The 26,576-nt window shown below is 68.0% G+C and carries 26 protein-coding genes; 12 read left to right on the forward strand and 14 right to left on the reverse strand.

The features are described 5' to 3' along the window. Positions 1 to 122: 122 nt before the first annotated feature. Both ASF80_RS17680 and ASF80_RS17685 read right to left on the reverse strand, forming a co-directional pair. Positions 123 to 977, reverse strand: a complete 855-nt coding sequence (locus ASF80_RS17680; RefSeq protein ID WP_056313496.1) for an alpha/beta fold hydrolase — start codon at positions 975 to 977, stop codon at positions 123 to 125. 90 nt (positions 978 to 1,067) lie between these two features. Next, positions 1,068 to 1,805, reverse strand: coding sequence for a copper homeostasis protein CutC (locus ASF80_RS17685; RefSeq protein ID WP_056313498.1), 738 nt, complete (start codon positions 1,803 to 1,805; stop codon positions 1,068 to 1,070). An 81-nt stretch (positions 1,806 to 1,886) separates the two neighbouring features. On the opposite strand from ASF80_RS17685, the gene ASF80_RS17690 reads away from it, so the two are divergent. The 3 genes from ASF80_RS17690 (at position 1,887) to ASF80_RS18830 (ending at position 4,181) form a co-directional block, all read left to right on the forward strand. Further along, positions 1,887 to 2,327: a MarR family winged helix-turn-helix transcriptional regulator gene (locus ASF80_RS17690; protein WP_056313499.1), complete on the forward strand. Its 441-nt coding sequence runs from the start codon at positions 1,887 to 1,889 to the stop codon at positions 2,325 to 2,327. A gap of 5 nt (positions 2,328 to 2,332) precedes the next feature. Continuing rightward, positions 2,333 to 3,679, forward strand: a complete 1,347-nt coding sequence (locus ASF80_RS17695) for an MFS transporter (protein WP_082488458.1) — start codon at positions 2,333 to 2,335, stop codon at positions 3,677 to 3,679. Positions 3,680 to 3,752: 73 nt separating this feature from the next. Beyond that, positions 3,753 to 4,181: a hypothetical protein gene (locus ASF80_RS18830; protein ID WP_082488459.1), complete on the forward strand. Its 429-nt coding sequence runs from the start codon at positions 3,753 to 3,755 to the stop codon at positions 4,179 to 4,181. 70 nt (positions 4,182 to 4,251) lie between these two features. Here ASF80_RS18830 and nrdF read toward each other — a convergent pair whose 3' ends face one another. From nrdF to nrdH, 4 genes are read right to left on the reverse strand one after another with little or no spacing between them, the layout of a single operon-like run. Then, entirely contained in the window at positions 4,252 to 5,232 is a 981-nt protein-coding gene (gene nrdF / locus ASF80_RS17705) for a class 1b ribonucleoside-diphosphate reductase subunit beta (protein WP_056313503.1), read from the reverse strand. Positions 5,233 to 5,264: 32 nt separating this feature from the next. Further along, positions 5,265 to 7,385 carry a class 1b ribonucleoside-diphosphate reductase subunit alpha gene (gene nrdE, locus ASF80_RS17710; protein WP_056313740.1) on the reverse strand — a complete coding sequence of 707 codons (2,121 nt, stop codon included), beginning with the start codon at positions 7,383 to 7,385 and terminating at the stop codon, positions 5,265 to 5,267. Between the two features lie 20 nt (positions 7,386 to 7,405). Next, the gene (gene nrdI / locus ASF80_RS17715; protein WP_056313504.1) at positions 7,406 to 7,867 is read right to left on the reverse strand and encodes a class Ib ribonucleoside-diphosphate reductase assembly flavoprotein NrdI; all 462 of its coding nucleotides are present in this window, start codon (positions 7,865 to 7,867) and stop codon (positions 7,406 to 7,408) included. Positions 7,868 to 7,873: 6 nt separating this feature from the next. Beyond that, positions 7,874 to 8,107: a glutaredoxin-like protein NrdH gene (gene nrdH / locus ASF80_RS17720; RefSeq protein WP_017828869.1), complete on the reverse strand. Its 234-nt coding sequence runs from the start codon at positions 8,105 to 8,107 to the stop codon at positions 7,874 to 7,876. 389 nt (positions 8,108 to 8,496) lie between these two features. On the opposite strand from nrdH, the gene ASF80_RS17725 reads away from it, so the two are divergent. The 6 genes from ASF80_RS17725 to ASF80_RS17750 all read left to right on the forward strand — a co-directional run bounded on the left by ASF80_RS17725 (position 8,497) and on the right by ASF80_RS17750 (position 14,533). Further along, positions 8,497 to 9,705, forward strand: a complete 1,209-nt coding sequence (locus ASF80_RS17725; RefSeq protein WP_164481754.1) for an MFS transporter — start codon at positions 8,497 to 8,499, stop codon at positions 9,703 to 9,705. Beyond that, a complete protein-coding gene (locus ASF80_RS17730; RefSeq protein WP_056313509.1) occupies positions 9,702 to 10,616 on the forward strand; it encodes a sugar kinase in 915 nt (304 codons plus the stop codon). The genes ASF80_RS17725 and ASF80_RS17730 overlap by 4 nt, the downstream gene beginning before the upstream one ends. 54 nt (positions 10,617 to 10,670) lie before the next feature. Next, positions 10,671 to 11,429, forward strand: a complete 759-nt coding sequence (locus ASF80_RS17735; RefSeq protein ID WP_056313512.1) for an alpha/beta fold hydrolase — start codon at positions 10,671 to 10,673, stop codon at positions 11,427 to 11,429. Further along, entirely contained in the window at positions 11,426 to 12,586 is a 1,161-nt protein-coding gene (locus tag ASF80_RS17740) for an acyl-CoA dehydrogenase family protein (RefSeq protein WP_056313514.1), read from the forward strand. Before ASF80_RS17735 ends, ASF80_RS17740 begins: the two co-directional genes overlap by 4 nt. Before the next feature lie 88 nt (positions 12,587 to 12,674). Beyond that, positions 12,675 to 13,142: an Lrp/AsnC family transcriptional regulator gene (locus ASF80_RS17745; protein ID WP_056313516.1), complete on the forward strand. Its 468-nt coding sequence runs from the start codon at positions 12,675 to 12,677 to the stop codon at positions 13,140 to 13,142. Continuing rightward, a complete protein-coding gene (locus tag ASF80_RS17750) occupies positions 13,139 to 14,533 on the forward strand; it encodes an aspartate aminotransferase family protein (protein ID WP_056313518.1) in 1,395 nt (464 codons plus the stop codon). Before ASF80_RS17745 ends, ASF80_RS17750 begins: the two co-directional genes overlap by 4 nt. 15 nt (positions 14,534 to 14,548) lie before the next feature. Here the strand turns inward: ASF80_RS17750 and ASF80_RS17755 are convergent, their stop codons facing one another. Further along, positions 14,549 to 16,087 carry a PucR family transcriptional regulator gene (locus tag ASF80_RS17755; protein ID WP_235560044.1) on the reverse strand — a complete coding sequence of 513 codons (1,539 nt, stop codon included), beginning with the start codon at positions 16,085 to 16,087 and terminating at the stop codon, positions 14,549 to 14,551. A gap of 98 nt (positions 16,088 to 16,185) precedes the next feature. Here ASF80_RS17755 and ASF80_RS17760 point away from each other — a divergent pair, with 98 nt between their 5' ends. Both ASF80_RS17760 and ASF80_RS17765 read left to right on the forward strand, forming a co-directional pair. Further along, positions 16,186 to 17,670 (forward strand): CoA-acylating methylmalonate-semialdehyde dehydrogenase, encoded by a 1,485-nt coding sequence (locus ASF80_RS17760; RefSeq protein WP_056313520.1) that lies wholly within the window; start codon positions 16,186 to 16,188, stop codon positions 17,668 to 17,670. Positions 17,671 to 17,693: 23 nt separating this feature from the next. Further along, on the forward strand, positions 17,694 to 19,082 hold the full coding sequence (locus ASF80_RS17765; RefSeq protein WP_056313522.1) for an aspartate aminotransferase family protein: 1,389 nt from the start codon (positions 17,694 to 17,696) through the stop codon (positions 19,080 to 19,082). 50 nt (positions 19,083 to 19,132) lie between these two features. Here ASF80_RS17765 and ASF80_RS17770 read toward each other — a convergent pair whose 3' ends face one another. Genes ASF80_RS17770 through ASF80_RS17790 form a run of 5 tightly spaced genes read right to left on the reverse strand, consistent with a single transcriptional unit; the run spans position 19,133 to position 24,166 of the window. Continuing rightward, positions 19,133 to 19,861: a FadR/GntR family transcriptional regulator gene (locus ASF80_RS17770; RefSeq protein WP_056313524.1), complete on the reverse strand. Its 729-nt coding sequence runs from the start codon at positions 19,859 to 19,861 to the stop codon at positions 19,133 to 19,135. Positions 19,862 to 19,895: 34 nt separating this feature from the next. Then, positions 19,896 to 20,675 carry a 3-oxoacyl-ACP reductase gene (locus ASF80_RS17775; RefSeq protein ID WP_056313526.1) on the reverse strand — a complete coding sequence of 260 codons (780 nt, stop codon included), beginning with the start codon at positions 20,673 to 20,675 and terminating at the stop codon, positions 19,896 to 19,898. A 47-nt stretch (positions 20,676 to 20,722) separates the two neighbouring features. Then, on the reverse strand, positions 20,723 to 22,081 hold the full coding sequence (locus ASF80_RS17780) for an aldehyde dehydrogenase family protein (protein ID WP_056313527.1): 1,359 nt from the start codon (positions 22,079 to 22,081) through the stop codon (positions 20,723 to 20,725). After that, complete coding sequence (locus ASF80_RS17785) at positions 22,078 to 22,830, reverse strand: gamma-glutamyl-gamma-aminobutyrate hydrolase family protein (protein ID WP_056313530.1); 753 nt, start codon at positions 22,828 to 22,830, stop codon at positions 22,078 to 22,080. The genes ASF80_RS17780 and ASF80_RS17785 overlap by 4 nt, the downstream gene beginning before the upstream one ends. Continuing rightward, entirely contained in the window at positions 22,811 to 24,166 is a 1,356-nt protein-coding gene (locus ASF80_RS17790; protein WP_056313531.1) for a glutamine synthetase family protein, read from the reverse strand. The genes ASF80_RS17785 and ASF80_RS17790 overlap by 20 nt, the downstream gene beginning before the upstream one ends. Before the next feature lie 156 nt (positions 24,167 to 24,322). Between ASF80_RS17790 and ASF80_RS17795 the strand changes: the two genes are divergently transcribed. Then, the gene (locus ASF80_RS17795) at positions 24,323 to 25,870 is read left to right on the forward strand and encodes an amino acid permease (RefSeq protein WP_056313534.1); all 1,548 of its coding nucleotides are present in this window, start codon (positions 24,323 to 24,325) and stop codon (positions 25,868 to 25,870) included. 27 nt (positions 25,871 to 25,897) lie between these two features. Here the strand turns inward: ASF80_RS17795 and ASF80_RS17800 are convergent, their stop codons facing one another. Beyond that, positions 25,898 to 26,170: a metal-sensitive transcriptional regulator gene (locus ASF80_RS17800; protein ID WP_042537810.1), complete on the reverse strand. Its 273-nt coding sequence runs from the start codon at positions 26,168 to 26,170 to the stop codon at positions 25,898 to 25,900. Positions 26,171 to 26,199: 29 nt separating this feature from the next. Continuing rightward, entirely contained in the window at positions 26,200 to 26,517 is a 318-nt protein-coding gene (locus tag ASF80_RS17805) for a type II toxin-antitoxin system Phd/YefM family antitoxin (RefSeq protein ID WP_056313536.1), read from the reverse strand. Positions 26,518 to 26,576 lie beyond the last annotated feature (59 nt).

The raw sequence follows: 26,576 nt of genomic DNA on the forward strand, positions 1-26,576 counted from the left end.
TCTCGCCGCGAATCTATGCGGAGGAGACACCGATATGTCGGGTCGACGTCACGCGGATTCACCCGCTGTAACACCCGTTCACGGGGCGTAACACGCGGACGCGCGGGAGGGTGCGGCGCGGCTCAGCGCGCGGGGATGTGCGTGTCGAGCCACGAGAGGATGTCGGCTCGGACCTCGTCCTGCTGCAGCTCGTTGAAGATCTCGTGACGCGCATCGGGATAGACGAGAGTCGTGATGTCGGTGAGCCCAGAGCGCGTGCGGTACTCGTCGGCGAGCTTGTGCACGCTGCGGGGACCGCCGACCGAGTCGTCGCGCCCGACGAGAAGCAGCATCGGGATGTCTCGTCCGAGGTCCTTGCGGGGTCGACCGTAGAGCTTCGCAGCCTCGATCGGGCCGAACAGCTTCAACAGCGGAACGTCGGTGGTCAGCGGATCCTCGTCGAACGCCTTCCACACCGCGGGGTCACGGCTGAGCCACTCAAGGCCTGTGGCATCGTCGGCGGCCCAGCGGGCGTTCAGCGGTGCCGCGTTGAGCGAACCGGGCATCCGCAGAGCGGAGCCCGACAGGATCACGGCATCCCACGCTTCGGGGTGGTCGTTCACGAGCATCTGCGCGAGGAACGAGCCCCACGAGTGTCCCAGCAGCACGAGCGGAAGATCAGGATGCTCGTCCTTGATGATGCCGGTGAGCTGCCAGACGGCATCCTTGGCGGCGATCAGACCGCCCTTGCCGAGTCGCCCCAGCTTCGCAGGGCCCCCGTGCTGTCGGATGCCGGTGCGACCGTGTCCGCGATGATCGTCGGCGTAGACGTGGAAGCCCGCCTCTGTGAGAGCGGCGGCCAGCGTGCCGTAGCGACCCGCATGCTCGCCGACGCCGTGCAACAACTGCACGACTCCTCGCGCATCCCCTGCCGCCTCGTGGACGTCGTAGACGATGGCGATGCCGTCAGCATCCGTGAACTCACGCGTATCCGTCACGCCCCCACCCTACTGAGAGTGCCCGGCGCGTGTCAGGCCCGCGTCGGCGGCGTGGCCGGGCGCGCGTCGGGCGCCCGACCACGGCGCGCGTCAGGCGCCGAGCGCGGCGATGACACCCTGGGCGATCGCGAGGTCGGTGACCTCGTAGCCGCCGACGCCGTCTGCGGCCGAGCCCATGCGCACGCCGCCGTCTTCGTGCACGGTGCGCTTGGCTGAGAAGTGCAGGGCGTCGACGCCCGTCGCGGCGAGAGCGGCAGCGCTGGCGGCATCCACTCCGCTGCCCGCCATGATCTCGATCTCACCGGCGGCCTCGGCTACCAGGGCGCGCAGGGTGTCGATGCCATCGATCGCGACCGAGGCCCCACCCGAGGTGAGCACGCGGCGGAGGCCGAGCGAGCGAGCGGCGACGAGCGTGGCGATGGGGTCGGCGGTCACATCGATCGCCCGATGGAGGGTGACGGATGCTCCGCCCGCGGCGTCACGCAGCCGGGCCATCGCGTCGAGGTCGAGGCGGCCCTGCGCGTCGAGCGCCCCGATCACGACGCCGTGAGCGCCGGCCTCGATCGCCGCGCGGACGTCACGCTCGGAGAGGGCGATCTCGTCGGCGTCGTAGTGGAACCCACCGGCACGGGGGCGGATCAGCACGTGCACCTCGGGCCCCGCGGTGCGAGCGGTCTCGACCGCGAGTTCGATCGTGGCGAGCGAGGGCGTCAGTCCACCGAGCGGCAATGCCTGGGCGAGCTCTACCCGGGCGGCGCCGACGGCTCCGGCGATGCGGACTCCGGCAGGATCCTGGACGGCGATTTCGATGGCGGGGGTTCGGGTCACCCGTCCATTCTGGCGTGTGTGACGTTCTGTTCCGATATGGGGTTTCCGGTTTCACCGAAAATTACTTAGACTGTCTAAGTAATGTCTGCGTCTGATGAATCCCTCCACCTCACCGCGACAGACCTGCGCATGGCGACTTTCCGACTCGCACGGCGCCTGCGATGCGCCCGAGCCGTCGACGCGATGAGCGATGCGCAGCTCGCCGTGCTCGCCACGCTGCGCATGCACGGTCGCCGCACGATCACGGCCCTCGCCGAGCGCGAGCGCGTCACCGCACCGTCGATGACGAACATGATCAACGGCCTCGAGGAGCAGGGCTACGTGCTCCGCACTCCGGATGCCGAAGACCGCCGTCGCGTGCAGGTCGACATCACCGACGCGGGCACCGAGATCGTCGCGCAGACCATCAAGCGCCGAGACGAGCTGCTCGCCGAGATGCTCGCCGAGCTCGACTTCACCGAGGAAGAACTCGCGACACTGCGCGAAGCCAGCGCCCTGATGCGAAAGGTGGTCGACCGATGAGCGCGATGTTCCGTTCGTTCTCGAACATCAACTACCGCATCTGGTTCGCCGGTGCCCTCGTCTCGAACATCGGCGGGTGGATGCAGGCGACCGCCCAGGACTGGGTCGTGCTCACCGAGCTCACCGACAACGACGCGGCGGCCATGGGCGTCACGATGGCGCTGCAGTTCGGTCCACCGCTCGTGCTCGTGAGCCTGACCGGCTGGGTCGCCGACCGGTTCGAGCGCCGGCGCATCCTGATGGCCACGCAGTCGGCGCTGTTGCTGCTCGCGATCGCCGTGGGTGTGCTGCTGCTCAACGGCGTCATGACCCTGCCGATGATGTTCTGCTTCGCCGCGGGCTTCGGTGTCGTCAACGCGTTCGACGCACCGGCCAGGCAGGCGTTCGTCTCCGACATGGTCTCGTCGGGCGACACGTCGAACGCGGTCGCCCTCAACTCGGCATCCTTCAACCTCGCCCGCATGATCGGCCCCGCGGTCGGAGGTCTGCTGATCGTCGCGATCGGATCGGGCTGGGTGTTCATCGCGAATGCCGTCACGTTCCTCGCGATGCTGGTCGCGCTGCTCCTGCTGCGCACCGGACAGTTGGCGCCGCGTCTCAAGAACCGCCGCCCCGGCGGGCTCGCCGAAGGCTTCCGCTACGTGTGGGGGCGCAGCGACCTGCGTGTGGTCTTCGTGACGGTCTTCCTGATCGGCGCCTTCGGCATGAACTTCCCGATCTTCGCGTCGACCATGGCGCTGGAGTTCGGGGCGGGAGCCGACGGCTACGGTGTGCTGAGCTCGGTGCTCGCGATCGGTTCGCTCGCCGGCGCACTCCTGGCCGCTCGACGCGACCGCGCGAGGGTGCGCGTCGTGATCCTCGCGGCCGGTGGCTTCGGCATCGCGGCCTTCATCTCGGCGGCGATGCCGACATACATCTCGTATGCCATCACCCTCACGTTCACCGGCTTCATGATCGTCACGCTGCTGACGACTGCGAACGGCTACGTGCAGATGACGACCGCGCCCGCGTTGCGTGGCCGCGTGCTCGCGCTCTACATGGCGGTCATCATGGGGTCGACCCCGGTCGGAGCCCCCATCGCCGGGTGGGTCGCCGACACGTTCGGTCCTCGCAGCGCGATCATGCTCGGCGGCACCGCCGGGTTCGTGGCCTGCGCGATCGGCGCGATCTGGGTCTTCACCTCCGGTCGCCTGCACCGGTCCGAGAGCAGCCGCTTCCTGATGACGCTCGATGAGACCAGGCCGCTGAACGTGATCGACGAGGCCGAGATCCTCGATGACAAGGCTGACCCCGCGGAGTTCAGCGACGAGGTCGCCGCCACGACGCCGATCCGGACGGCAAAGAAGGACTGACCGCGTTCTGAGAGCGTGGATGCGGTTTGTCAATGCCCTGCATCTGCGATGACAGCGGACGTAGCGTCACTGCATGGACCAGAACACAGGACGCACCCCGCACGCCGAAGAGCCCGCTGAGGGTTCGACCGATCAGAACCCGGAGCACAACACCGCTCCGGACGGACAGTCGTCGACCGAACGCGACGAGCTGCACGGAAACGCTCAGGGCTCAGCGCAGGGCGGTGCCATTCAGGGCGACAGCTCGCACGGCGATGCGGCACGAGGCGCCATCCAGGGCGAGGCCGAAGACGGCAACGCGCAGGGTGCAGCCCAGGGCGGCGCGATCCAGGGCGACAGCTCGCACGGCGAGTCCCCGCGTGGCGCCATCCAGGGCGACGCGAGCCCCGACCGCGATGCGGCGCTCGGCGGCGACAAGCACACCGAAGACCAGCTGACGGCCGACAACGAGGTCGAGGAAGACGCGCTGCGCTCACTCGACCCGAACGACGCTCCCGCCTGAGCGGCGGACTGTACGACGAAGGGGGCGGATGCCGCAGCATCCGCCCCCTTGGTGTCGTTCAGCGTGTGACTCAGAAGTCCCAGTCGTCGTCTTCCGTCGCCTCAGCCTTGCCGATGACGTAGGAGGAACCCGAACCCGAGAAGAAGTCGTGGTTCTCGTCGGCGTTCGGCGAGAGCGCAGACAGGATCGCCGGGTTCACGTTCGTGACGGTCGAGGGGAACATCGCTTCGTAGCCGAGGTTCATCAGCGCCTTGTTGGCGTTGTAGTGCAGGAACTTCTTGACGTCTTCGGTCAGGCCGACTCCGTCGTAGAGGTCCTGCGTGTACTGCACCTCGTTGTCGTAGAGCTCGAACAGCAGGTTGAAGGTGTAGTCCTTCAGCTCCTGGCGACGCTCTTCGGTCTCTTTCTCGAGACCCTTCTGGAACTTGTAGCCGATGTAATACCCGTGCACGGCCTCGTCACGGATGATGAGGCGGATCAGGTCGGCCGTGTTCGTCAGCTTCGCCTTCGACGACCAGTAGATCGGCAGGTAGAAGCCCGAGTAGAACAGGAACGACTCGAGCAGCGTCGAGGCGATCTTGCGCTTGAGCGGGTCGTCGCCCTGGTAGTAATCCATGATGATCTGAGCCTTCTTCTGAAGGTTCGGATTCTCGGTCGACCAGCGGAACGCCTCGTCGATCTCCTTCGTCGACGCGAGCGTCGAGAAGATCGAGGAGTAGCTCTTCGCGTGCACCGACTCCATGAACGCGATGTTGGTGTACACCGCCTCCTCGTGAGGGGTGATCGCATCCGGGATCAGCGAGACGGCGCCGACGGTTCCCTGGATCGTGTCGAGAAGGGTCAGGCCTGTGAAGACGCGCATCGTGAGCAGCTGCTCGTCGGGCGTCAGCGTGTTCCACGACTGGATGTCGTTCGACAGCGGCACCTTCTCGGGCAGCCAGAAGTTGTTCACCAGACGGTTCCAGACCTCGAGGTCCTTGTCGTCGATGATGCGGTTCCAGTTGATCGCCTGAACCTCGGCAACCAGCTTGATCGGGGGGTGAGGAGTCATGTCTTCGTCGTTTCTCGTATTCAGTGACGGGATCAGAGCATGCAGGAGACGCACTCGGCCATGTCGGTGCCCTCCAGAGCCATCTGACGCAGACGGATGTAGTAGATCGTCTTGATGCCCTTGCGCCATGCGTAGATCTGAGCCTTGTTGATGTCACGCGTCGTGGCGGTGTCCTTGAAGAACAGCGTCAGCGACAGGCCCTGGTCGACGTGCTGGGTGGCGGCGGCGTAGGTGTCGATGACCTTCTCGTAGCCGATCTCGTATGCGTCCTGGTAGTACTCCAGGTTGTCGTTCGTCATGAACGGCGCCGGGTAGTAGACGCGGCCGAGCTTGCCTTCCTTGCGGATCTCGATCTTCGACGCGATCGGGTGGATCGACGACGTCGAGTTGTTGATGTACGAGATCGAGCCGGTCGGCGGCACCGCCTGCAGGTTCTGGTTGTAGATGCCGTGCTCCTGGATCGACGACTTCAGCGCCACCCAGTCGGCCTGCGTCGGGATGTGCTTGCCCGCGAAGAGCTCCTTGACCTTGTCGGTCTCGGGCTCCCAGGCGCGCTCGATGTACTTGTCGAAGAACTCCCCCGACGCGTACGTCGAGTCCTCGAAGCCGTCGAAGGCCTGCTTGCGCTCGATCGCGATGTTGTTCGAGGCGCGCAGCGCGTGGAACAGCACCGTGTAGAAGTAGATGTTCGTGAAGTCGATGCCCTCTTCGGAGCCGTAGTGCACGTGCTCACGAGCGAGGAAGCCGTGCAGGTTCATCTGGCCGAGGCCGATGGCATGCGAGCGGTCGTTGCCGTCTTCGATCGAGCGGACCGAGCGGATGTGGCTCTGGTCGCTGACCGCGCTCAGCGCACGGATGGCGGTCTCGACCGTCTGACCCAGGTCATCGGCATCCATCGACAGCGCGATGTTCATCGAGCCGAGGTTGCAGGAGATGTCCTTGCCGATCTGGTCGTACGACAGGTCGTCGTTGTACGTGGTCGGCGTGTTCACCTGCAGGATCTCGCTGCAGAGGTTCGACATGTTGATGCGGCCCTTGATCGGGTTGGCCTTGTTCACCGTGTCCTCGAACATGATGTACGGGTAGCCCGACTCGAACTGGATCTCGGCGATGGTCTGGAAGAACTCGCGCGCGTTGATCTTGGTCTTCTTGATGCGCGGGTTGTCGACCATCTCGCGGTACTTCTCGGTGACCGAGATGTCGCCGAAGGGAACGCCGTAGACCTTCTCGACGTCGTACGGCGAGAAGAGGTACATGTCCTCGCCGTTCTTGGCGAGCTCGAACGTGATGTCCGGAACGACGACACCGAGCGACAGCGTCTTGATGCGGATCTTCTCGTCGGCGTTCTCACGCTTGGTGTCGAGGAAGCGCATGATGTCGGGGTGGTGCGCGTTGAGGTACACGGCGCCTGCACCCTGACGGGCTCCGAGCTGGTTGGCGTAGCTGAAGCTGTCTTCGAGGAGCTTCATCACGGGGATGATGCCCGAGGACTGGTTCTCGATCTGCTTGATCGGCGCACCGGCCTCGCGGATGTTCGAGAGCAGCAGCGCCACGCCACCGCCGCGCTTGGAGAGCTGGAGGGCGGAGTTGATGCCGCGGGCGATCGACTCCATGTTGTCTTCGATGCGCAGCAGGAAGCAGCTGACGAGCTCGCCTCGCTGTGCCTTGCCCGAGTTGAGGAAGGTCGGGGTGGCGGGCTGGAAACGGCCGGAGATGATCTCCTCGACCAGGGCGACCGCGAGCTTCTCGTCGCCGCCGGCGAGGCCGAGGGCCGTCATCACGACGCGGTCCTCGAAGCGCTCGAGGTAGCGCTTGCCGTCGAACGTCTTGAGCGTGTAGCTCGTGTAGTACTTGAAGGCGCCGAGGAAGGTCTCGAAGCGGAACTTCTTGCCGTACGCGAGGTCGTTGAGCTCCTGGATGAACTCGAGCGAGTACTGCTCGATCACGGCCGGCTCGTAGTACTCCTTCTCGACCAGGTAGTCGAGGCGCTCCTTGAGCGAGTGGAAGAACACCGTGTTCTGGTTGACGTGCTGCAGGAAGTACTCACGTGCCGCCCGCTTGTCGGCGTCGAACTGGATCTTGCCGTTCGCGTCGTACAGGTTCAGCATCGCGTTGAGGGCGTGATAGTCCAGGCCCTCATAGGTCGGGTTCATCTTGAACGCCACCGTGTCGGTCACTGAGTCCGTTCCTGCCTGCTCGTCAACTGCGGTACCCACCGTCGCTCCAATCCGTCGCTCACGCGATCAACATCGTCTTGTGTGCCGAAGATCTCGAGCCGATACAAGTGAGGCACGTGGCACTTGCGGCTGATGATGTCACCGGCGAGACAGAAGGACTCGCCGAAGTTGGTGTTGCCCGCCGAGATCACTCCGCGGATGTGGCGCCGGTTTCGCTCGTCGTTGAGGAACCGGACCACCTGCTTGGGCACGGCACCTTTTTCGACGCCCCGCCCCTCACCCCCGCCATAGGTGGGGGTGACCAGCACGAAGGGCTCGTCGATGACGAGTTCTTCTTCGTTGCGGAGGAGCGGGATGCGTCGGGCCGGAAGCCCGAGCTTCTCGACGAAGCGCGCGGTGTTACCCGAGGCGCTCGAGAAGTAGACCAGGAGCGGCGCGGCGGTCGCGACGGCGCTCATGGCTCATTACGCCAGACGCGAGGCGAGCTCGTCGATCTTGTCGGGACGGAAGCCCGACCAGTGGCCCTCGTCGGTGACGACGACGGGCGCCTGCATGTAGCCGAGTGCCTTGACCTGCTCCAGGGCCGTCGGGTCCTCCGACAGGTCGAGGATTTCGTACTCGATGCCCTTGGCGTCGAGCGCGCGGTAGGTGGCGTTGCACTGAACGCAGGACGGCTTTGTGTAGACCGTGATCGACATCTTTTCGCTTCCCCTCAAATCTCTGGCCCGGTTCTGAATCAGGCTGTTTTCCGGTAGACCCTCACCGGGATCTCAATACTACATATAGGTACGGACATTCGGGGTGACCACTAGGGGTAGTAGTTACATACGTGTAGTTTTCCACCGCTCTCCACTGGTACAACACAGGTTCTCCACCGTTTCTTCCACAGGCTGAGCCCCGTCGGAGGCACCTCCGAACCGCGAGAAATCGCGGCTGGGAGGGAGCTGTGAGAGATCCATCCACAGGTGGCACGATACGACCGACCTCGGACATCGGATTTTCTGTGGAAACTCCGTTTGGGCGTGTCGCGGCGTGTCGCCGAGGAGCCGCTTCGACCCCCGCCGCCGGCTCCCGGTAGCGTTGACCCGTGGCGGGATATCGGGACCTTCTTCGCACGCCCGGAGTGGCGCGCATGATCGCGGCGCAGCTGACCGCTCGATTCCCCAACGGCATGAGTTCGCTCGCGATCCTGCTCCATGTGGAGCAGCAGACCGGCTCGTACGGATCGGCGGGCCTCGTGCTCGCTGCGACCAGCGTCGGCCAGGCCGTCGCCGGCCCGATCACGAGTCGATGGATGGGTGCCTGGGGCATGCGCCGCGTGCTCACCCTCACCCTCAGCGTGTGCGTGGTCGCGGTGCTGGGTCTCGCGTTCCTCCCCCTGAACGTTCCCGGCTACATGATCCTGGGCATGATCGCCGGGCTCTCGACGCCGCCGGTGCAGGCCGCCGTGCGCACCATCTACCCGAAGCTCGTGAACTCGAAGCAGCTCACTCCTCTCTTCTCGCTCGACGCCTCGCTGCAGGAGATCATCTGGGTGCTGGCGCCCGTCGTGATCACGCTCGTGTCGACGCAGGTGGGCACGGCAGAGGGTCTGCTCCTCGTCGCCGCGGTGCTCGTCGGCGGCGGGGCGTGGTTCATCCTCTCCCCCGAGGTCGGCCGCGTGCGCATCCCCCGCAGTCGCAGCGCGCTCGGCAAGGTCGTGCTCAAGCCTCCGGTGCTCCTCGCCACCGTCATCGGCTTCCTGCTCATCGGGGCCTGCTCGGCCGTCGAGGTCGGGGTCGTCGCGACGTTCGAGCACGGGAGCCTCGCCGCGGGTCTGGTGCTCGCGGTGTTCGCCGTCGGCAGCCTCGCCGGAGGCCTCTCGTTCGGCCACATCCCGATCGGCCCCTGGGCGATGGCCCGCCGCCTCACGATCGTCACGATCGGCCTCGCCCTCACGATGTTCTCCCTCAACGAGTTCTGGCTCGGCGGCACGCTGATCGTCGCCGGCATCGGCATCGCCCCGGCGCTGGCCGTGCTGTTCGCCATCACGACCGCGAGCGTCAAGTTCAGCGAGACGGCCGAGGCGTTCGGCTGGGCGGGCACCGGCCAGCTCATCGGCGCGGCCGCCGGATCCGCCGTGGCCGGGTTCCTCGTCGACGCGACGGATCCCCGCGGCGCCTACCTCGCAGCGACCCTGTTCGCGGCGGCCGGTCTCGTCGTCTCGATCGTGTTCGTCCGCTTCTTCCCCGATCTGCGTCACCGCGACGCGAGCCCCCACCCCGACACCGAACCCCTGGCGGTCACCCCTTCATGAGCTCTGCCTCCTCCCCCGCATCCGCCGCCCCCGAGGTCGTCTGCATCGGTGAGTCCATGGGACTCATCACCGCCCTCGGCGCCCCGCTCGCCGAGACCGAGACGGCAGCGCTCGGGTTGGCGGGGGCCGAGGGCAATGTCGCCGTCGGGCTCGTGGCGGCGGGGCACAGGGCGGCATGGGCCTCGCGTCTCGGCGACGACCCGATCGGCATCCGCATCTCCACCGAGCTCGCGCGCCGGGGCGTCGACCTCTGGGCGACGACGGATGCGGATGCTCCCACCGGCGTCATGTTCAAGGACCCCGGCGTCGAGTCCTCCTCGGTCTACTACTACCGCCGCGGGTCGGCGGCCTCGCTGATGGGTCCCGGGTTCCTCGACGTCGCACAGCTCGCCGGCGTCCGGATCGTCCACACCACCGGCATCACCCCCGCGCTCTCGCCGTCGTGCCGCGCGATGGTCGATCAGCTCTTCGTCGATGCCCGCGCGGCCGGCGCGCTCGTCTCGTTCGATGTCAACGACCGCCGCGCGCTGTGGACCATGCAGGACGCCGCCGAGACGCTGGCCAGACTCGCGGATGCTGCGGACATCGCGTTCGTCGGACGCGACGAGGCCGAGCGCATCTGGGGCACCGCGACGCCCGCCGAGATCCGTGCGCACCTGCCGCACTGCGGGCTGCTGATCGTCAAGGACGGCGACGTCGGCGCGACCGCGTTCTCGGGTGACGATGAGCCGGTGTTCGTGCCGGCTCCCCGGGTCGACGTCGTCGAACCGGTCGGCGCCGGCGACGCGTTCGCCGCCGGGTTCCTCGCCGCGACCCTCGACGGCGCCGACCTCGCAGAGCGCCTCTCTGCCGGGCACGCCGCCGCCGCCCTGGTGCTCACGACGCACGGCGATCTGCCGCCACTGATCTGACCTCGCGTGACCGCGACCGGACTGCCCCGCGCAACCCGGTCGTAGGCTTGCTGCATGCCCGCACCGCTCTCGCTGCCTCGCATCTCCTGGGGACACCCGGCGTCTGATCGCCGCGTCCTCCTCGTGCACGGACTCGGCTCGTCCGGCGCGCTCATGTGGCGCCTCGGCACCGCTCTGGCAGACGTGGGCTGGCACGCGACCGCGATCGATCTGCGCGGCCACGGCGATGCGCCGCGTGCGCTCGACTACTCGGTCGCCGCCTACGGCGCCGATCTCGTCGCGACGCTCCCCGACGGCGGCGGACCGTGGGATGCCGTCATCGGCCACTCGCTCGGAGGGGCCTCCGCCACGGTGGCCGCGGCATCCGCCCCCGAGTGGACCCGCAGGCTTGTACTCCTCGACCCCGCGATCCTCGTCGGCGGCCGCGACGCCACGATCGTGCGCAAGAGCCAGGAGCGCGCGTTCGCCGACAACCGGGTCGAGCTGGTGCAGCAGGAGCATCCGCACTGGCATCCGCAGGACTGGGAGCTCAAGGTCGACGCGGTGCACCGCACGAGCGCCTGGGCGGTCGAGCAGACGAGCCGGCAGAACACTCCCTGGGACGTCACGGCGGATGCCGCGCGGCTGACCGTCCCCACGCGTGTGATCGCCTCCGACCCCGCGGTCTACAGCATCTTCACCGGCGATGTCGCGGCCGGCGTGCTCGCCTCGAACCCGCTCATCACGATGTCGGTGGTCGCGGGCGCAGGCCATTCGCTGCACCGCGACAAGCCGGAAGAGACCATCCGACAGCTGGAAGAGGCACTCGCATGAGCACGTTCGATCCGACCGCCTTCCTCCCGGACGACCTGCTCGAGCGCATCCGCGACCGGGCGCCGATCCACGACCGCGACAACACCTTCCCCGAGCAGGACCTCGACGAGCTCCGCGACGCGGGCTACCTCTCGATCCTCGTGCCGACCGAGCGCGGCGGCGCAGGTCTGGGCCTCGCCGAGGCGGCGATCCTGCAGCAGCGCCTCGCGACGGCAGCCCCCGCGACGGCCCTCGCGATCAACATGCACCTCGTCTGGACGGGCGTCGCCAAGGTCTTCTCCGACCGTGGCGTCCCGGGCCTCGAGTTCGTGCAGGACGGCGCGGTCGCCGGCGAGGTCTTCGCGTTCGGCATCAGCGAGGGCGGCAACGACCTCGTGCTGTTCGGCAGCGACACCGACGCCGTTCCCACCGCCGACGGCGGGTACTCCTTCACCGGCACGAAGATCTTCACCTCCCTCGCCCCGGTGTGGACCAGGCTCGGGCTGCACGGCCTCGACACCACGAGCCCCGACGCCCCCAAGCTCGTGTTCGCCTTCGTCGAGCGCACCGATGCGGTCGTCACGGGCGACGACTGGGACACCCTCGGCATGCGGGGGACGCAGAGCAGGACGACTCGCCTGAACGGAGCGACCGCGAATGCCGCGCACGTCGTGCGCCGCATCGATCCGGGCCCGAACCCCGACCCGATCGTCTTCGGGATCTTCTCGGTCTTCGAGATCCTGCTGGCCTCGGTGTACACGGGCATCGCTCGCCGCGCCCTGGATCTCGCCGTGCTCACCGCGCAGAAGCGCCGCTCGAAGAAGACGGGCGCTGCCTACAGCCAGGACCCCGACATTCGCTGGCGCATCGCCGACATGGGCCTCGCGTACGACGCCCTGCCTCCGCAGATCGCCGCGCTGGCCCGAGACGTCGATGAGAAGGCCGACAACGGCGCCCGGTGGTTCACCCTGCTGTCGGGCGTCAAGCATCGGGCGATCACCATGTCGAAGCACGTCGTCGACCAGGCGATGCTGGTCGCGGGCGGGGGTTCGTACTTCTCATCGAACGAGCTGTCCCGGCTGTACCGCGACGTGCTGGCTGGCGCGTTCCACCCCTCCGACCCCGAGTCGGCGCACGCGACCGCGGCGAGCGCGTGGTTGGGACCGCTCGACTCCTAGCCCCGGTATTCTGCGGTTTCCCGGCTGCGGCTTCGAAAATTCTGCGGAATCGGTTGAAGAGAGCCCGCTCCGGTGCGAGGATCGCATCATGCCGTCCTCGAAGAAGCACCCCCCGTTGGATGACGTCGCAAAGACGATCATCGAGCTGCTCCAGGAGGACGGCAGACGCTCGTACTCCGACATCGGCCGAGAGGTCGGCCTGAGCGAGGCCGCCGTCCGGCAGCGGGTCCAGCGCCTCACCGAGTCCGGCGTCATGCAGATCGTCGCGGTCACCGACCCGATGCAGCTGGGCTTTCCCCGGCAGGCCATGATCGGCATCCGCGTCTCCGGCGACACCCGGGTCGTCGCCGAGGCCATCGCCGAGGTCCCCGCGATCGACTACGTCGTGATCACGGTCGGCTCCTTCGACATCCTCGCCGAGGTCGTCTGCGAGGACGACGAAGACCTGCTCGCGCTGATCAACGACCGCATCCGCCCGATCGACGGGGTGCTGTCGACCGAGACCTTCATCTACGCCAAGCTGCAGAAGCAGCTCTACAACTGGGGGACCAGATGAGCACGCAACGCACGACTCCGACCGAGGCCGAACTCCAGGCGATGGCCAAGGACCATCTGTGGATGCACTTCACCCGTCAGTCCACGATGGAGAAGAGCGGTGTGCCGATCATCGTCAAGGGCGACGGTCACCGGATCTGGGATTCGAAGGGCAAGGAGTACTTCGACGGTCTCGCCGGGCTCTTCGTCGTGAACGCCGGACACGGTCGCCGGCGCTTGGCCGAGGCTGCGGCGAAGCAGGCATCCGAGCTCTCCTTCTTCCCGCTCTGGTCGTACGCGCACCCCGCGGCGATCGAGCTCGCCGACCGGCTGGCCGACGAGGCCCCCGGCGACCTCAACCGCGTCTTCTTCTCGACCGGTGGCGGTGAGGCCGTCGAGACCGCGTTCAAGCTCGCGAAGCACTACTGGAAGCTGATGGGCAAGCCCACCAAGCACAAGGTCATCTCGCGCTCGGTCGCGTATCACGGCACCCCGCAGGGCGCCCTCGCGATCACCGGCATCCCCGCGATGAAGTCGATGTTCGAGCCGGTCACCCCGGGCGGCTTCCGGGTGCCGAACACCAACTTCTACCGCGCGGCCGAGATGGGCGGCCCGAGCGACGACCTCGAGGCCTTCGGTCGTTGGGCCGCAGACCGCATCGAGGAGATGATCCTGTTCGAGGGTGCCGACACCGTCGCCGCCGTCTTCCTCGAGCCGGTGCAGAACTCGGGCGGATGCTTCCCGCCCCCTCCCGGCTACTTCGCCCGCGTGCGCGAGATCTGCGACCGTCACGACGTGCTCCTCGTCTCGGACGAGGTCATCTGCGCATTCGGCCGCCTGGGTCACACGTTCGCGTGCACCGGGCTCGGCTACGTGCCCGACATGATCACGTGCGCCAAGGGCATGACGAGCGGCTACTCACCGATCGGCGCGACCGTCATCAGCGACCGGATCTACGAGCCGTTCTCGAAGGGCGACGTGTCGTTCCCGCACGGCTACACGTTCGGCGGTCACCCGGTGTCGGCGGCGGTCGCACTCGAGAACCTCGCCATCTTCGATGAAGAGGGGCTCAACCAGCACGTGCGCGAGAACTCGCCGCTGTTCCGCGCCGAGCTCGAGACCCTGCTCGACCTGCCCATCGTCGGCGACGTGCGCGGCGACGGGTACTTCTTCGGCATCGAGCTGGTGAAGGACAAGGCGACGCGCGAGACGTTCGACGACGACGAGTCCGAGCGGCTGCTGCGCGGCTTCCTCTCCCCCGCGCTGTTCGAGGCCGGGCTCTACTGCCGCGCCGACGATCGCGGCGACCCCGTGATTCAGCTCGCGCCGCCGCTCACGGTGGGCCCTGCCGAGTTCCGCGAGATCGGGCAGATCCTGCGGAGCGTCCTCTCCGACGCCCAGTCGGTGCTCTGACCCAGCCGGATCGTCTCAGCCGGATGCCGCGGTGCGCCGCCTCGCGAGGAGTGCGAGGTGGAGCGCCGCGATCGTCTCGCCGTCGTCGAGATCGGCCCCCAGCAGGTCGCCGATCAGCGTGAGGCGCTGATAGAAGACCGACCGCGACAGATGGCTCGCGGCCGCTGCGGCCGAGCGATTGCCCGGGTGTGCGACGAGGGCCGCGAGCACGTCGAGCAGGTCGCCGCGGCGCTCCCTGTCATGACGGATCAGCGGCGCCAGCATCCGCTCGCTGTGTTCGTGCAGTCGGTGATCGTCGCGCAGCGTGGCGACGAGCCGCTCGAGCGGGCGATCGTCGACGCGGCGCACTCTCGCGCCGGCCTCGGCCCGATCGCTGTCGGCCAGATCGCGCGCCGCGCGCAGAGAGCCGAGCAGACCGATCACGTCGTCGGCGACCGGCCCCACGAAGACGGCACGGTCGGGACCTGCGATGCGCAGCAGCACCTCGTCGGACAGCCCGGCGGATGCGGGCACCGACAGCAACGCCACGTCGTCGCCGTCGACGCGGGCAGCCATCACGGCGAATCCTGCCTGTCGCGCGCGGTAGGCGAGCTCGCTGATCGAGCCGCTGCCCCGCGCCACGATCCCGTGGCAGTGGCGGCCTCGGAGCGCGAACCCTCCGGCGCGCAGCCGGGCGTCGATGTCCTCGGCTTTCGCGAACCGCGCACCGAGCAGGTCGTCGATCACCCCGCGCTGAGCGAGCAGCGACCATTCGGCGTCACCGCCGTCGGCGATGCATCCGAACGCGAGAGCCGTCGCGCCCTGCTCGAGCACCGTGACCCGACCGGCGGGATGCGCAGGGCCCGGGAGAGCGAGAAGCGTGCCCCAGCGCACCCCGCGCGCCTGCACGGGCACCGTCTCGGCAGTGCGGCGATCGCCGAGCACCTCGGCGATCGGCATCCCGAGCCCCTCGGTCGCGATCACCTCGCGTGCGAGGTTCTCGAGCACGACCGGTGCGCCGAGCGCTCGAGCGGTCTCAGCGACCACGACGTCGGCGGGCGCCCCCTGCAGGCTCAGCGCGGTGAAGAGCTCGTGCAGGTGCTGCCGTTCGCGCAGCGCCTGCGTCTGCGCGGCGATCAGCGCATGGTGCACGGCTTCGGTCACGGCGACGAACTTGACCTCGTGCGTGAGGGCGATGAGGGCCAGCCCCACCGTGGCGCAGACGTCGACGACCGGCTGCGGCACCGCCTGACGGGCGGTCTTCAGCTCGAACACGATGCCGGCGATTCCCGCCCGATGCAGGCTCGACGCGAAATCCCGCAGCTCATCATCGACGACCGGCCACCCGGCGCCCGTGGTCAGCAGCAGCTCACCGCCGTCGAGCAGTCGGGCGACCCCGACGCTGTCGGAGACGTGCACCCAGCGCACGGCGGCCTCGAGTGCGGCACCGCCGACGATCACGTCGGGTTCACCCTGCTGCACCGCAGCCTCTGCGAGCACATCAGCCACCGTCAGGAAGACGGCGCCCGTCGGACGATCTGTCCGATCACCGGCGATCTCGCTACGTTCTGACACGGTGGCTGCTCCTCGCGCTCTGTGATCATGGGAGGAAGCCAGCGTATCGCCACTCGGTCAGAGTGTTCGATACGGATCACCCACCCCGAAGGAGCCCCGTGGACATCGTCCGTCACCTCATCAATGGAGCAGACACCGCCGACGCGGCACGCACGGGAGAGGTCTTCGACCCGGCCACGGGTCAGGTCTCGAAGCAGGTCGCCTTCGCCTCCACCGCCGAGGTCGACCAGGCGATCGCCGCCGCGGCATCCGCTCTGCCCGCCTGGCGCGAGACGAGCCTCATCAAGCGCGCCGACGTGTTCTTCCGTCTGCGTCAGCTGCTCAAGGAGCGCACGCCCGAGCTCGCGGCGATCGTCACCTCGGAGCACGGCAAGGTGCTGTCGGATGCCGCGGGCGAGGTCTCACGCGGCATCGAGAACGTCGAGTTCGCCGCCGGTCTCGTGCATCTGCTGAAGGGCGAGCGCAGCGAGCAGGTCTCGCGCGGCGTCGATGTGCACTCGGTCAAGCAGCCCGTCGGCGTCGTCGCCGCGATCACGCCGTTCAACTTCCCCGTCATGGTGCCGCTCTGGATGGTGGCCTCGGCCATCGCGTGCGGCAACACGGTGGTGCTCAAGCCGAGCGAGAAGGACCCGTCGGCGTCGGTCTGGCTCGCGAAGCTCTTCCAGGAGGCGGGTCTTCCCGATGGCGTGCTCAACGTCGTGCACGGCGACAAGGAGGCCGTCGACGCCCTGCTCGAATCGCCGCGCGTGAACGCGATCAGCTTCGTCGGCTCGACGCCGATCGCCCGCTCGATCTACCAGCGCGCGTCGACCGCGGGCAAGCGCGTCCAGGCTCTCGGTGGAGCGAAGAACCACATGGTCGTGATGCCGGATGCCGACATCGACGCCGCAGCCGACGCCGCGATCTCGGCCGCCTACGGCTCGGCCGGTGAGCGCTGCATGGCCGTGTCGGTGCTGGTCGCGGTGGGAGACATCGCCGACGACCTGGTCGCAGCCATCGCCTCGCGCATCGAGGGCCTCACGATCGGCGCGGGCACGGATGCCGCGAGCGAGATGGGTCCGCTCATCACCCGCGAGCACCGCGACCGCGTCGCGTCGTACGTGACGGGCGCCGCCGCCGAGGGTGCGACGGTCGTGGTCGACGGCACGACGAAGCAGTTCGACTCGGAGGGCTTCTTCATCGGAGTCAGCCTGATCGACCAGGTCGCCCCCGGTATGAAGGTGTACGACGACGAGATCTTCGGTCCGGTGCTCTCGGTCGTGCGGGTCGAGAACTACTCCGAGGCCGTCGAGCTCGTCAACGCGAACGCCTACGGCAACGGCACCGCGATCTTCACGCGAGACGGCGGCACCGCCCGCCAGTACGAATTCGACATCGAGGTCGGCATGGTCGGCGTGAACGTGCCGATCCCCGTGCCGATCGGCGCCTACTCGTTCGGCGGCTGGAAGGACTCGCTGTTCGGCGACTCGCACATCTACGGCCCCGAGTCGGTGCACTTCTACACTCGGTCGAAGGTGGTCACCACTCGCTGGCCCGACCACACGCCCTCGCAGATCGACCTGGGCTTCCCGAGCAACCACTGAACGCTCAGAGAGAGACACGAGACATGACGAACTTCACCGACCGCCATGGCGCATCGCACCCGCTGCCTGCCCCCGAGGCCGAGGCGCAGGTGCGCGCGGACGACCGCGGCCACGTCTTCCACTCCTGGAGCGCCCAGGGCCTGATCGATCCGCTCCCCGTCGCGGCGGGAGAGGGCTCGACGTTCTGGGACTACGCCGGCAACGCCTACCTCGACTTCTCGAGCCAGCTGGTGAACCTGAACCTCGGGCACCAGCATCCCGATCTGGTCGCAGCGATCCAGCAGCAGGCCGGCCGTCTCTCGACCATCCAGCCCGCGATGGCCAGCGACGTGCGGGGCGAGCTCGCCCGGCTCATCGTCGAGGTCGCGCCCGAGGGCTTCGAGAAGGTCTTCTTCACGAACGGCGGCGCCGAGGCCAACGAGTACGCGGTGCGCATGGCGCGCCAGTCGACGGGGCGCCACAAGGTGCTCTCGATGTACCGGAGCTACCACGGGTCGACCTCGACCGCGATCTCACTGACGGGTGACCCCCGCCGGTGGGCGAACGGTACGCCCGACTCAGGTGCCGTGCGCTTCTTCGGGCCCTACCTCTACCGCTCGCCGTTCCACGCCGAGACGCCGGAGCAGGAGTCCGAGCGCGCCCTCTCCCACCTCGAGCAGACCATCCAGCTCGAAGGACCCTCGACGATCGCGGCGATCATCATCGAGACCGTGGTCGGCACCAACGGCGTGCTCGTGCCGCCGCCCGGCTACCTGAAGGGCGTGCGCGAGCTGTGCGACCGCTACGGCATCGTCTACATCGCCGACGAGGTCATGGTCGGCTTCGGCCGTCTCGGCGAGTGGTTCGGCATCGACGCCTACGACGGGCGCCCGGACCTCATCACCTTCGCCAAGGGCGTGAACTCGGGCTACGTGCCGCTCGGCGGCGTCGTGATCTCGGAGCGCATCGCGAAGGCGTTCGACACCACGCCGTTCGCCGGCGGACTGACGTACTCGGGCCACCCGCTCGCGTGCGCCGCGGGTGTCGCGACGTTCGAGGTGTTCCGCCGCGACGGCATCCTCGAGCGCGTGCGCGACCTGGGCGAGCGCATCGTCGAGCCGACGCTGCACCGCTGGGTCGACACCCACCCGAGCGTCGGCGAGGTGCGCGGCCGCGGCCTCTTCTGGGCGGTCGAGCTCGTGCGCGACAAGGAGACGCGCGAGCCGCTCGTCCCGTTCAACGCGAGCGGAGCGGATGCTGCGCCGGTCGCGGCCTTCGCCGCCGCCGCGAAGAAGGCCGGCGTCTGGCCGTTCACGCACTTCAACCGCATGCACGTGGCCCCGCCCCTCGTGATCAGCGAGGACGACCTGGTGCGCGGTCTCGCCGTGCTCGACGAGGCTCTGTCGGTCGCCGACGAGGCCGCAACGAGCTGACAGCTCTGTGAGCTGACGGTGCCGTGAGGTGCAGCCGCTGCTGCGCGGGTTCAGATCAGGAATCCGCGCAGCAGCGCCTCGGAACCTGCGAGGTGATCGCGCATCGCGGCCTCGGCGACGTCGGGACGCCCGGCGAGGATCGCGCTGACGATGCGCTCGTGCTGCTCCCCCGAGTGCTGGATGTTGCGAGGCATCAGAGGGAAGGTGTCGAGCCACGCATTGACGTCGGCCCTGTTCTCGGCGACGAGCGCGACGAGCGACGGCACGCCGGCTGCCTCGGCGATCGCGAGGTGCAGCAGGGTGTCGAGGCGGCGGTACTCCTCGGGCCCGGCCGGCAGTGCGGCCTCGTGCCTCGCCCGCAGGTCGGCGCGGGTCGCGGCATCCAGCGTCCGGCTCGCGGCTGCCCGCACCGCACCGGTCTCGAGCACGAGACGGAGTCCGAGCACGTCATCGACCTCGGCCGCGGTCACAGGTCCGGCATCAGAGGGCTGCGGCAGCGGATCGGCGACGAACGTGCCGCCGTACCGCCCGCGCTTGGGCACGAGATAGCCGGTGTCGGCGAGCTCGCGGATCGCCTCCCGGACGGTGTCGCGGCTGACGCCGAAGGATGCCGCGAGCTCACGCTCCGGCGGCAGCGACTCCCCCGGCGCGACGACGCCGAGGCGGATGGTCTGCACGAGGCGAGCGACCGCATCCTCGAGGGCATTGCCTCGGCGCAGCGGCCGATAGACCGCCCGGCGCACCGCGACGAGATCGCCGTCGGAAGGGTGCTCGCTCATGCTTCTCAGCCTGTCACAGCGACATGATCCCGCTTCACAGCGGGGTGACGTAGGCGTTGGTGATGCCGCCGTCGACGACGAAGGCGCTGGCGGTGATGAACGACGAGTCGTCCGAGGCGAGGAAGGCCACGGCGGCGGCGAGCTCCGACGGCTCCGCGAAGCGCCCCATCGGCACGTGCACGAGTCGGCGCTGTGCGCGCTCGGGATCCTTGGCGAACAGCTCCTGCAGCAGCGGGGTGTTGACAGGTCCAGGGCACAGGGCGTTCACGCGCACTCCCTGTCGCGCGAACTGCACACCGAGCTCGCGTGACATCGCGAGCACACCGCCCTTCGACGCGGTGTAGCTGATCTGCGAGGTCGCCGACCCCAGCAGGGCGACGAAGGAGGCGGTGTTGATGATCGATCCCCGCCCCGCCGGCACCATGTGGCGAAGCGCCGCTCGACTGCAGAGGTACACGCTCTTGAGATTGACGTCCTGCACACGATCCCAGGCCGGCAGCTCGGTCGTCTCGATCGAGTCGTCGTCGGCGGGTGAGATGCCCGCGTTGTTGAAGGCGATGTCGATGCGACCGAACTCCGCCGCGACCCCGTCGAAGAGCGCGTTGACCTTGGTCTCGTCGGCGACGTCGACCGGACGGAACGCACCGCCCACCTCGGCCGCGGCCGCTTCGCCCGTGGCCGGATCGACGTCGGCGATGACGACGAACGCGCCCTCGGCGGCGAAGCGCTGGGCGGTGGCGAAGCCGATGCCGCTCGCGCCTCCGGTGATGATGGCGACGCGGTCCTTGAGGCGCTGGGTCAGATCGATGGTCATGTGTGTTCTCCGTTGCAGGGTGGGGATGCGGGAATCTGTGTGCGTGATCAGTCGTCGGTCGCGAAGAAGACGTTCTTCGTCTCGGTGAAGTGCTCGGCGGCGTCGGGTCCGAGCTCACGCCCGAGACCCGAGGCCTTCATTCCGCCGAACGGCGTCGCGTATCGCACCGACGAGTGCGAGTTCACCGACAGCACGCCGCTCTCCACTCCGCGCGAGACGCGCACGGCGCGGCCGAGGCTCTCGGTCCAGATCGATCCGGCGAGTCCGTAGGCGGTGTCGTTCGCGAGACGGATCGCATCGGCCTCATCCTCGAACGGCATGACCGCGACGACCGGGCCGAACACCTCCTGCTGTGCGATCCGGTCAGAGGGATCGGCGAGCACCACGGCGGGGGCGAACCAGAATCCGTCGCCCTCGGGTGCGCTGCCCCGGAACGCGATGTCTGCGTCGTCGAGGAACCCCGACACGGTGTCGCGGTGCGCGGCAGAGATCAGCGGGCCCATATCGGTGTCGGCGCTCGACGGGTCGCCCACGCGCCAGGCCTTGACCGCCGGCTCGAGCAGTTCGAGGAACCGGTCGTACACCGAGCGCTGCACGAGCAGTCGGCTGCGGGCGCAGCAGTCCTGCCCCGCGTTGTCGAACACCGACCCCGGAACAGCCGCCACCGCCTTGTCGAGATCGGCGTCCGCGAAGACGATGTTGGCGCTCTTGCCGCCGAGCTCGAGGGTGACCGGCTTGAGCGCCCTGGCGCATCCGGCGGCGACCTCGATGCCGACCTCGGTCGATCCGGTGAACACGACCTTGCGAACGTCCGGATGCTCGACGAGCCGCTGCCCGACGACCGAACCGGAGCCGGTGACGACCTCGAACAGCCCTTCAGGAAGGCCCGCCTCGAGGGCGAGCTCGCCGAGGCGGATGGCTGTGAGAGGCGTGAGCTCGGCCGGCTTCAGCACCACCGCGTTGCCTGCGGCGAGCGCCGGCGCGAACGCCCACGCCGCGATCGTCATCGGGAAGTTCCACGGCACGATGACGCCGACCACTCCGTACGGATCGTGGAAGGTGACGTCGAGTCCGCCCGCCACCGGGATCTGTCGGCCGGACAGCCGCTCGGGGTCGGCCGAGTAGTAGTTGAGCACCTGCGCGACGTGACCTGCTTCCCAACGCGCGGAGCCGATCGGATGCCCGGAGTTGAGCACCTCGAGCTGTGCGAGCTCTTCCGCGGCGGCCTCGACCGTGCGCGCGAATGCACGCAGCGCCTCGGCCCGCGCGACAGGGGCGAGCGCCGCCCACCGGCGCTGCGCCGCGACGGCACGAGCGATCGCGGCATCCGTCTCACCGATGTCGGCCCGTGCGATCTCGCGGATCGCCGCACCGGTCGACGGGTTGATGACTGTGAACGCGCTCATCGGGCGTCCTCCTTCCGCCGTGCGGCGAACGCACGGGCCTGTGAGACGAGATCTGTGAAGAGTCGCCGATCCTCGGCGTTCTCCTCGGGGTGCCATTGGACGCCGACGATGTGGCCGGCCGACGTGTCGACGAAGGCCTGCACGAGTCCATCGTCGGAGTGCGCTGCGGCGACGAGACCCTCACCCAGGCGATCGACGCCCTGGTGGTGGTAGCTGTGCACCCGCATCTCGGTCTCGCCGATGATCTCGGCGAGTGGCGTCTCGGTCGACACCTCGACGTCGTTCTCGGCGAAGACACCCCCGCCGATGCGGTACTTCTCGGTGCCGAGCGATTCGGGCAGGTGCTGCTGCAGGGTGCCGCCGCGGGCGACGTTCACGAGCTGCAGACCACGGCAGATCGCGAGCACCGGGACACCGCGGCGCTCCGCCGCCTGGAACAGCGCGATCTCCCACGCGTCGCGGTCGACGCGGGCGGGGTCGGTGAGCGGATGCCGGTCCTCGCCGTACAGCTCGGGGGCGACGTCGGCGCCGCCGGAGAGCACGAGGCCGTCCATGCCCGAGATGGCGGCATCCGCAGCATCCGGATCCTGCGGCGGGAGAAGCAGCGCGATGCCGCCGACCGAGGTCACGCTCGTGAGGTACTGCTCGGGCAGGAACGCCGCCCTGACATCCCACACCCCCTGCTGCGCGCGCTCGAGGTAGGTCGTGACGCCGATCAGCGGCGCGGGGTCAGAGGCGCTCGAAGCCACGGATGCGCTCCCAGTCGGTGACGGCGGCATCGTAGGCTTCCACCTCGATGCGGGCCTGGTTCAGGTAGTGCTCGACCACGTCGTCGCCGAACGCCGCCCGCGCGACGGTCGACTCGCTGAAGAGCTTCGCCGCCTCGCGCAGGGTCGTCGGCAGATGGTCGACCGCGTCCTCGTAGGCGTTGCCGGTGAAACGCTCGGGCAGCGGCAGCTCGTTCTCGATGCCGTACAGACCGCCCGCGATGATCGCCGAGATCGCGAGGTAGGGGTTCACGTCTCCCCCGGGCACGCGGTTCTCGACGCGCAACCCCAAGCCCGACCCGACCACGCGCAGCGCGCACGTGCGGTTGTCGATGCCCCAGGCGACTCCCGTCGGGGCGAAGCTGCCCTTGGCGAAGCGCTTGTACGAGTTGATGTTCGGCGCGAGCAGCAGGGTGAACTCGCGGAGCGTGGCGAGGATGCCGGCGATCCAGTGCTCCATCACCGGGCTGAAGCCGTGTTCGCCGTCTCCGGCCATGACGGGAGCGCCCGACTCGTCGCGCAGCGACAGGTGGATGTGACAGCTGTTGCCCTCGCGCTCATTGAACTTGGCCATGAAGGTGAGCGCCTGGCCGTGCTGCTCGGCGATCTCCTTCGCCCCGTTCTTGTAGATCGCGTGCTGGTCGGCGGTCTCTCGCACCTCCGCATAACGGAACGCGATCTCCTGCTGGCCGAAGTTGCACTCGCCCTTCACCCCCTCGCAGTAGAGCCCTGCACCGTCCATGCTGTTGCGGATGTCTCGCAGCAGCGGCTCCATGCGCGTCGAGGCGAGCAGGTTGTAGTCGACGTTGTAGTCCGTCGCGGGCGTCAGCCCCTCGTACTTGCGCGCCCAGGCGTCGCGGTAGGTGTTGTCGAAGACGATGAACTCGAGCTCCGTGCCCGAGTACGCGGTCCAGCCCCGCTCGGCGAGACGGTCGCGCTGCCGGTCGAGTATCGCTCGGGGCGAGGGCCCGACCGGCTCGCCGTTCTGCCAGACGAGGTCGGCCATGACCAACGCGGTGCCGTCGAGCCAGGGGATGTTGCGCATCGTCTCGACGTCGGGCTTCAGCACCATGTCGCCGTAGCCGCGGTCCCAACCCGACATCGCGTAGCCGTCGACCGTGTTCATGTCAACATCGACCGACAGCAGATAGTCGCAGGCCTCGGCCCCGTGAGCCAGGATGTCCTCCTGGAACAGCCGCGCCGACACGCGTTTGCCGACCAGTCGCCCCTGCGCATCCGCGAAGGCCACGATCACCGTGTCGATCTCGCCGGCGGCGATGCCGGCATCCAGCTGTTCGATGCTCAGGTTGCCCGACATCTGACGCTCCGTTCTCGTGCGGTGAAGCGATCGGCCGACCGGCTTCGCCCTCAGAGTAGATCACCTCGTCGTTTAAAGGTAGACGAAACCACCATTGACTGTCACAATCGTCCGCAAGGTGCACCCGGCGCCTGCACGCATGCGAACGGAGAGCGGATGTCCCAGCAGAGCAATGAATCCCGCAAGGTCGCCGGAGCGACCTATACACGCGCCGGGAGTGATTATTTCGAGAAACGCACGCTGAAGAGATCGGCCGGAGTCTGGGGTCTGTGGGGTCTCGCGGTCGCCGCGGTGATCTCGGGCGACTTCTCGGGCTGGAACTTCGGCATCGACTTCGCGGGCTTCGGGGGGATGCTCATCGCCTTCGCGATCCTCGTCGCGATGTACTACGGGATGATCTTCGCGATCGGAGAGATGGCGGCCGCGATGCCGCACACCGGCGGCGCCTACTCGTTCGCGCGATCGGCCATGGGTCCGTGGGGTGGACTCGTCACCGGGGCCGCCGAGACCATCGAGTACGTCGCCACCACGGCGGTGATCGTCTACTTCTCGGCGTCGTATGCCAACGGGATCACGAGCGAGCTGCTCGGCCTCGAGCTTCCCGGCTGGGTCTGGTACCTCATCCTCTACGTCGTCTTCATCGCCCTGAACTCTGCGGGCGCTGCGATCTCGTTCCGCTTCGCGATCGTCGTCTCGGTGATCTCGATCGGCATCATCCTGGTGTTCTCCGCCATGGCCCTGTTCTCGGGTGCCTTCTCGTGGGATGCCCTGTGGGACATCGTCCCCGACGAGGGCCAGACCGCTTTCCTTCCGCACGGCGTCCTGCCGATCCTGTTCGCCCTGCCGTTCGCGATGTGGTTCTTCCTCGGCATCGAGGAGCTGCCGCTCGCCGCGGAGGAGTCGCACAACCCGACCCGCGACATCCCGAAGGCGGGCTTCTGGGCCCGCGGCACGCTCATCGTCACCGGCCTCCTGGTGCTGTTCCTCAACACCGGCGTGATCGGCGCCGAGGCCACCGGCACCGCGGGCGAACCTCTGCTCGACGGCTTCCGCGCGATCGTGGGCGACCAGCTCGCCGCTGTGCTCGCACTCTTCGCCCTCATCGGCCTGCTCGCCTCGCTGCAGGGCATCATGTTCGCCTACGGACGCAACATGTACTCGCTGTCCCGGGCCGGGTACTACCCGCGCTTCCTCTCGCTCACCGGCAAGCGCCAGACGCCGTGGGTAGCCCTCACGGTCGGTGCCGCCATCGGCTTCATCGCCCTGATCGTGCTCGACGTGCTCACCGCCGTCGACTCCGAGGGTGCGGGCACCGTGGCCGGTGCGATCGTGCTGAACATCGCCGTCTGGGGAGCTGTCGTCGCCTACGGACTGCAGCTCGTGTCGTTCATCATCCTGCGCAAGAAGTTCCCGAACGTCGATCGTCCGTACGTCAGCCCGTGGGGGATCCCGGGTGCGGTCATCGCGCTGGTGATCGCCGCTCTGATCTTCGTCGGCTTCCTGCTGAACCCGACGTTCGGGCCGGCGATCATCGCGATCGCGATCGTCTACGCAATCATCCTGCTCGGATTCGGCCTGTTCTTCCGGCACCGCCTCGTGCTCTCGCCTGAGGAGGAGTACGCGCTGTCGGGAGGCTCCCACGGCGACCCGCAGGCCGAGGGCTACGACGCCATGGAGGGCGAGGTCTTCGACGGAAAGCGGTGACGCGAGAGGAGCGCGACCGGCTCGACCCTACTTGCGGTCGAAGTCGAACGCCTTGAGAAGCTCGTCGACAGCCTTGTCGCGCTCCTCCCCGCCCTCGTCGAACATGTGCGTCACGTGCGTGCGCAGATGATTCTCGAGCAGCAGACGGTTCAACGACTCCAGTGAGCGCTGGATCGCCCGGGACTGCGTGATGATGTCCATGCAGTACTCCTCGTTCTCGATCATCCGCGCGACGCCGCGCATCTGACCCTCGAGGATGCTGGTGCGGTGCAGGGCACGCTTCTTGATGTCTTCGATCACGCTTCGAGGGTACTCGGGTCCTGCCTCGGTCAGCCCGAGAACGGGTTGAGGACAGCGAGTCCGAGGTCGGCCTCCCGTCCGAAGTCACGCGACCGGTCGATGGCGATCTCATCCATGATCTGGCCGAACAGGTCTGGATCGACCCCGTCAGGAAGTGGCGGGATGACATCGATGAAAGACCGCGAGGCCTTCGCCGGAGTTGGCGACCGGAGCCGTTCGTATCCACCGATGCTCAGCAGAACGTAGGCGGGCTCGCCGCGCTTCGTGATCATCACGAGCTGATCGTCGGCGATACGCAAAGCGCGCGCGACTGATCGCTTGAGCTCTCGAGCAGTGATGGTGAACACGACGTACCTCGTCTCGGACGGTAGCGGGACTACCCCACAAGATTGGCTCCCCCGCACGC

The organism is Microbacterium sp. Leaf159 (assembly GCF_001423615.1).
Lineage (GTDB): Bacteria > Actinomycetota > Actinomycetes > Actinomycetales > Microbacteriaceae > Microbacterium.

Bases quoted from the DNA above. Each gene is read 5' to 3' on its own strand.
- ASF80_RS17690 (WP_056313499.1), top strand. From the start codon at position 1,887: ATGTCTGCGTCTGATGAATCCCTCCACCTCACCGCGACAGACCTGCGC.
- ASF80_RS17695 (WP_082488458.1), top strand. From the start codon at position 2,333: ATGTTCCGTTCGTTCTCGAACATCAACTACCGCATCTGGTTCGCCGGT.
- ASF80_RS18830 (WP_082488459.1), top strand. From the start codon at position 3,753: ATGGACCAGAACACAGGACGCACCCCGCACGCCGAAGAGCCCGCTGAG.
- nrdF (WP_056313503.1), bottom strand. From the start codon at position 5,232: ATGACTCCTCACCCCCCGATCAAGCTGGTTGCCGAGGTTCAGGCGATC.
- nrdE (WP_056313740.1), bottom strand. From the start codon at position 7,385: ATGAACCCGACCTATGAGGGCCTGGACTATCACGCCCTCAACGCGATG.
- nrdI (WP_056313504.1), bottom strand. From the start codon at position 7,867: ATGAGCGCCGTCGCGACCGCCGCGCCGCTCCTGGTCTACTTCTCGAGC.
- nrdH (WP_017828869.1), bottom strand. From the start codon at position 8,107: ATGTCGATCACGGTCTACACAAAGCCGTCCTGCGTTCAGTGCAACGCC.
- ASF80_RS17730 (WP_056313509.1), top strand. From the start codon at position 9,702: ATGAGCTCTGCCTCCTCCCCCGCATCCGCCGCCCCCGAGGTCGTCTGC.
- ASF80_RS17735 (WP_056313512.1), top strand. From the start codon at position 10,671: ATGCCCGCACCGCTCTCGCTGCCTCGCATCTCCTGGGGACACCCGGCG.
- ASF80_RS17740 (WP_056313514.1), top strand. From the start codon at position 11,426: ATGAGCACGTTCGATCCGACCGCCTTCCTCCCGGACGACCTGCTCGAG.
- ASF80_RS17745 (WP_056313516.1), top strand. From the start codon at position 12,675: ATGCCGTCCTCGAAGAAGCACCCCCCGTTGGATGACGTCGCAAAGACG.
- ASF80_RS17750 (WP_056313518.1), top strand. From the start codon at position 13,139: ATGAGCACGCAACGCACGACTCCGACCGAGGCCGAACTCCAGGCGATG.
- ASF80_RS17765 (WP_056313522.1), top strand. From the start codon at position 17,694: ATGACGAACTTCACCGACCGCCATGGCGCATCGCACCCGCTGCCTGCC.
- ASF80_RS17770 (WP_056313524.1), bottom strand. From the start codon at position 19,861: ATGAGCGAGCACCCTTCCGACGGCGATCTCGTCGCGGTGCGCCGGGCG.
- ASF80_RS17775 (WP_056313526.1), bottom strand. From the start codon at position 20,675: ATGACCATCGATCTGACCCAGCGCCTCAAGGACCGCGTCGCCATCATC.
- ASF80_RS17780 (WP_056313527.1), bottom strand. From the start codon at position 22,081: ATGAGCGCGTTCACAGTCATCAACCCGTCGACCGGTGCGGCGATCCGC.
- ASF80_RS17790 (WP_056313531.1), bottom strand. From the start codon at position 24,166: ATGTCGGGCAACCTGAGCATCGAACAGCTGGATGCCGGCATCGCCGCC.
- ASF80_RS17795 (WP_056313534.1), top strand. From the start codon at position 24,323: ATGTCCCAGCAGAGCAATGAATCCCGCAAGGTCGCCGGAGCGACCTAT.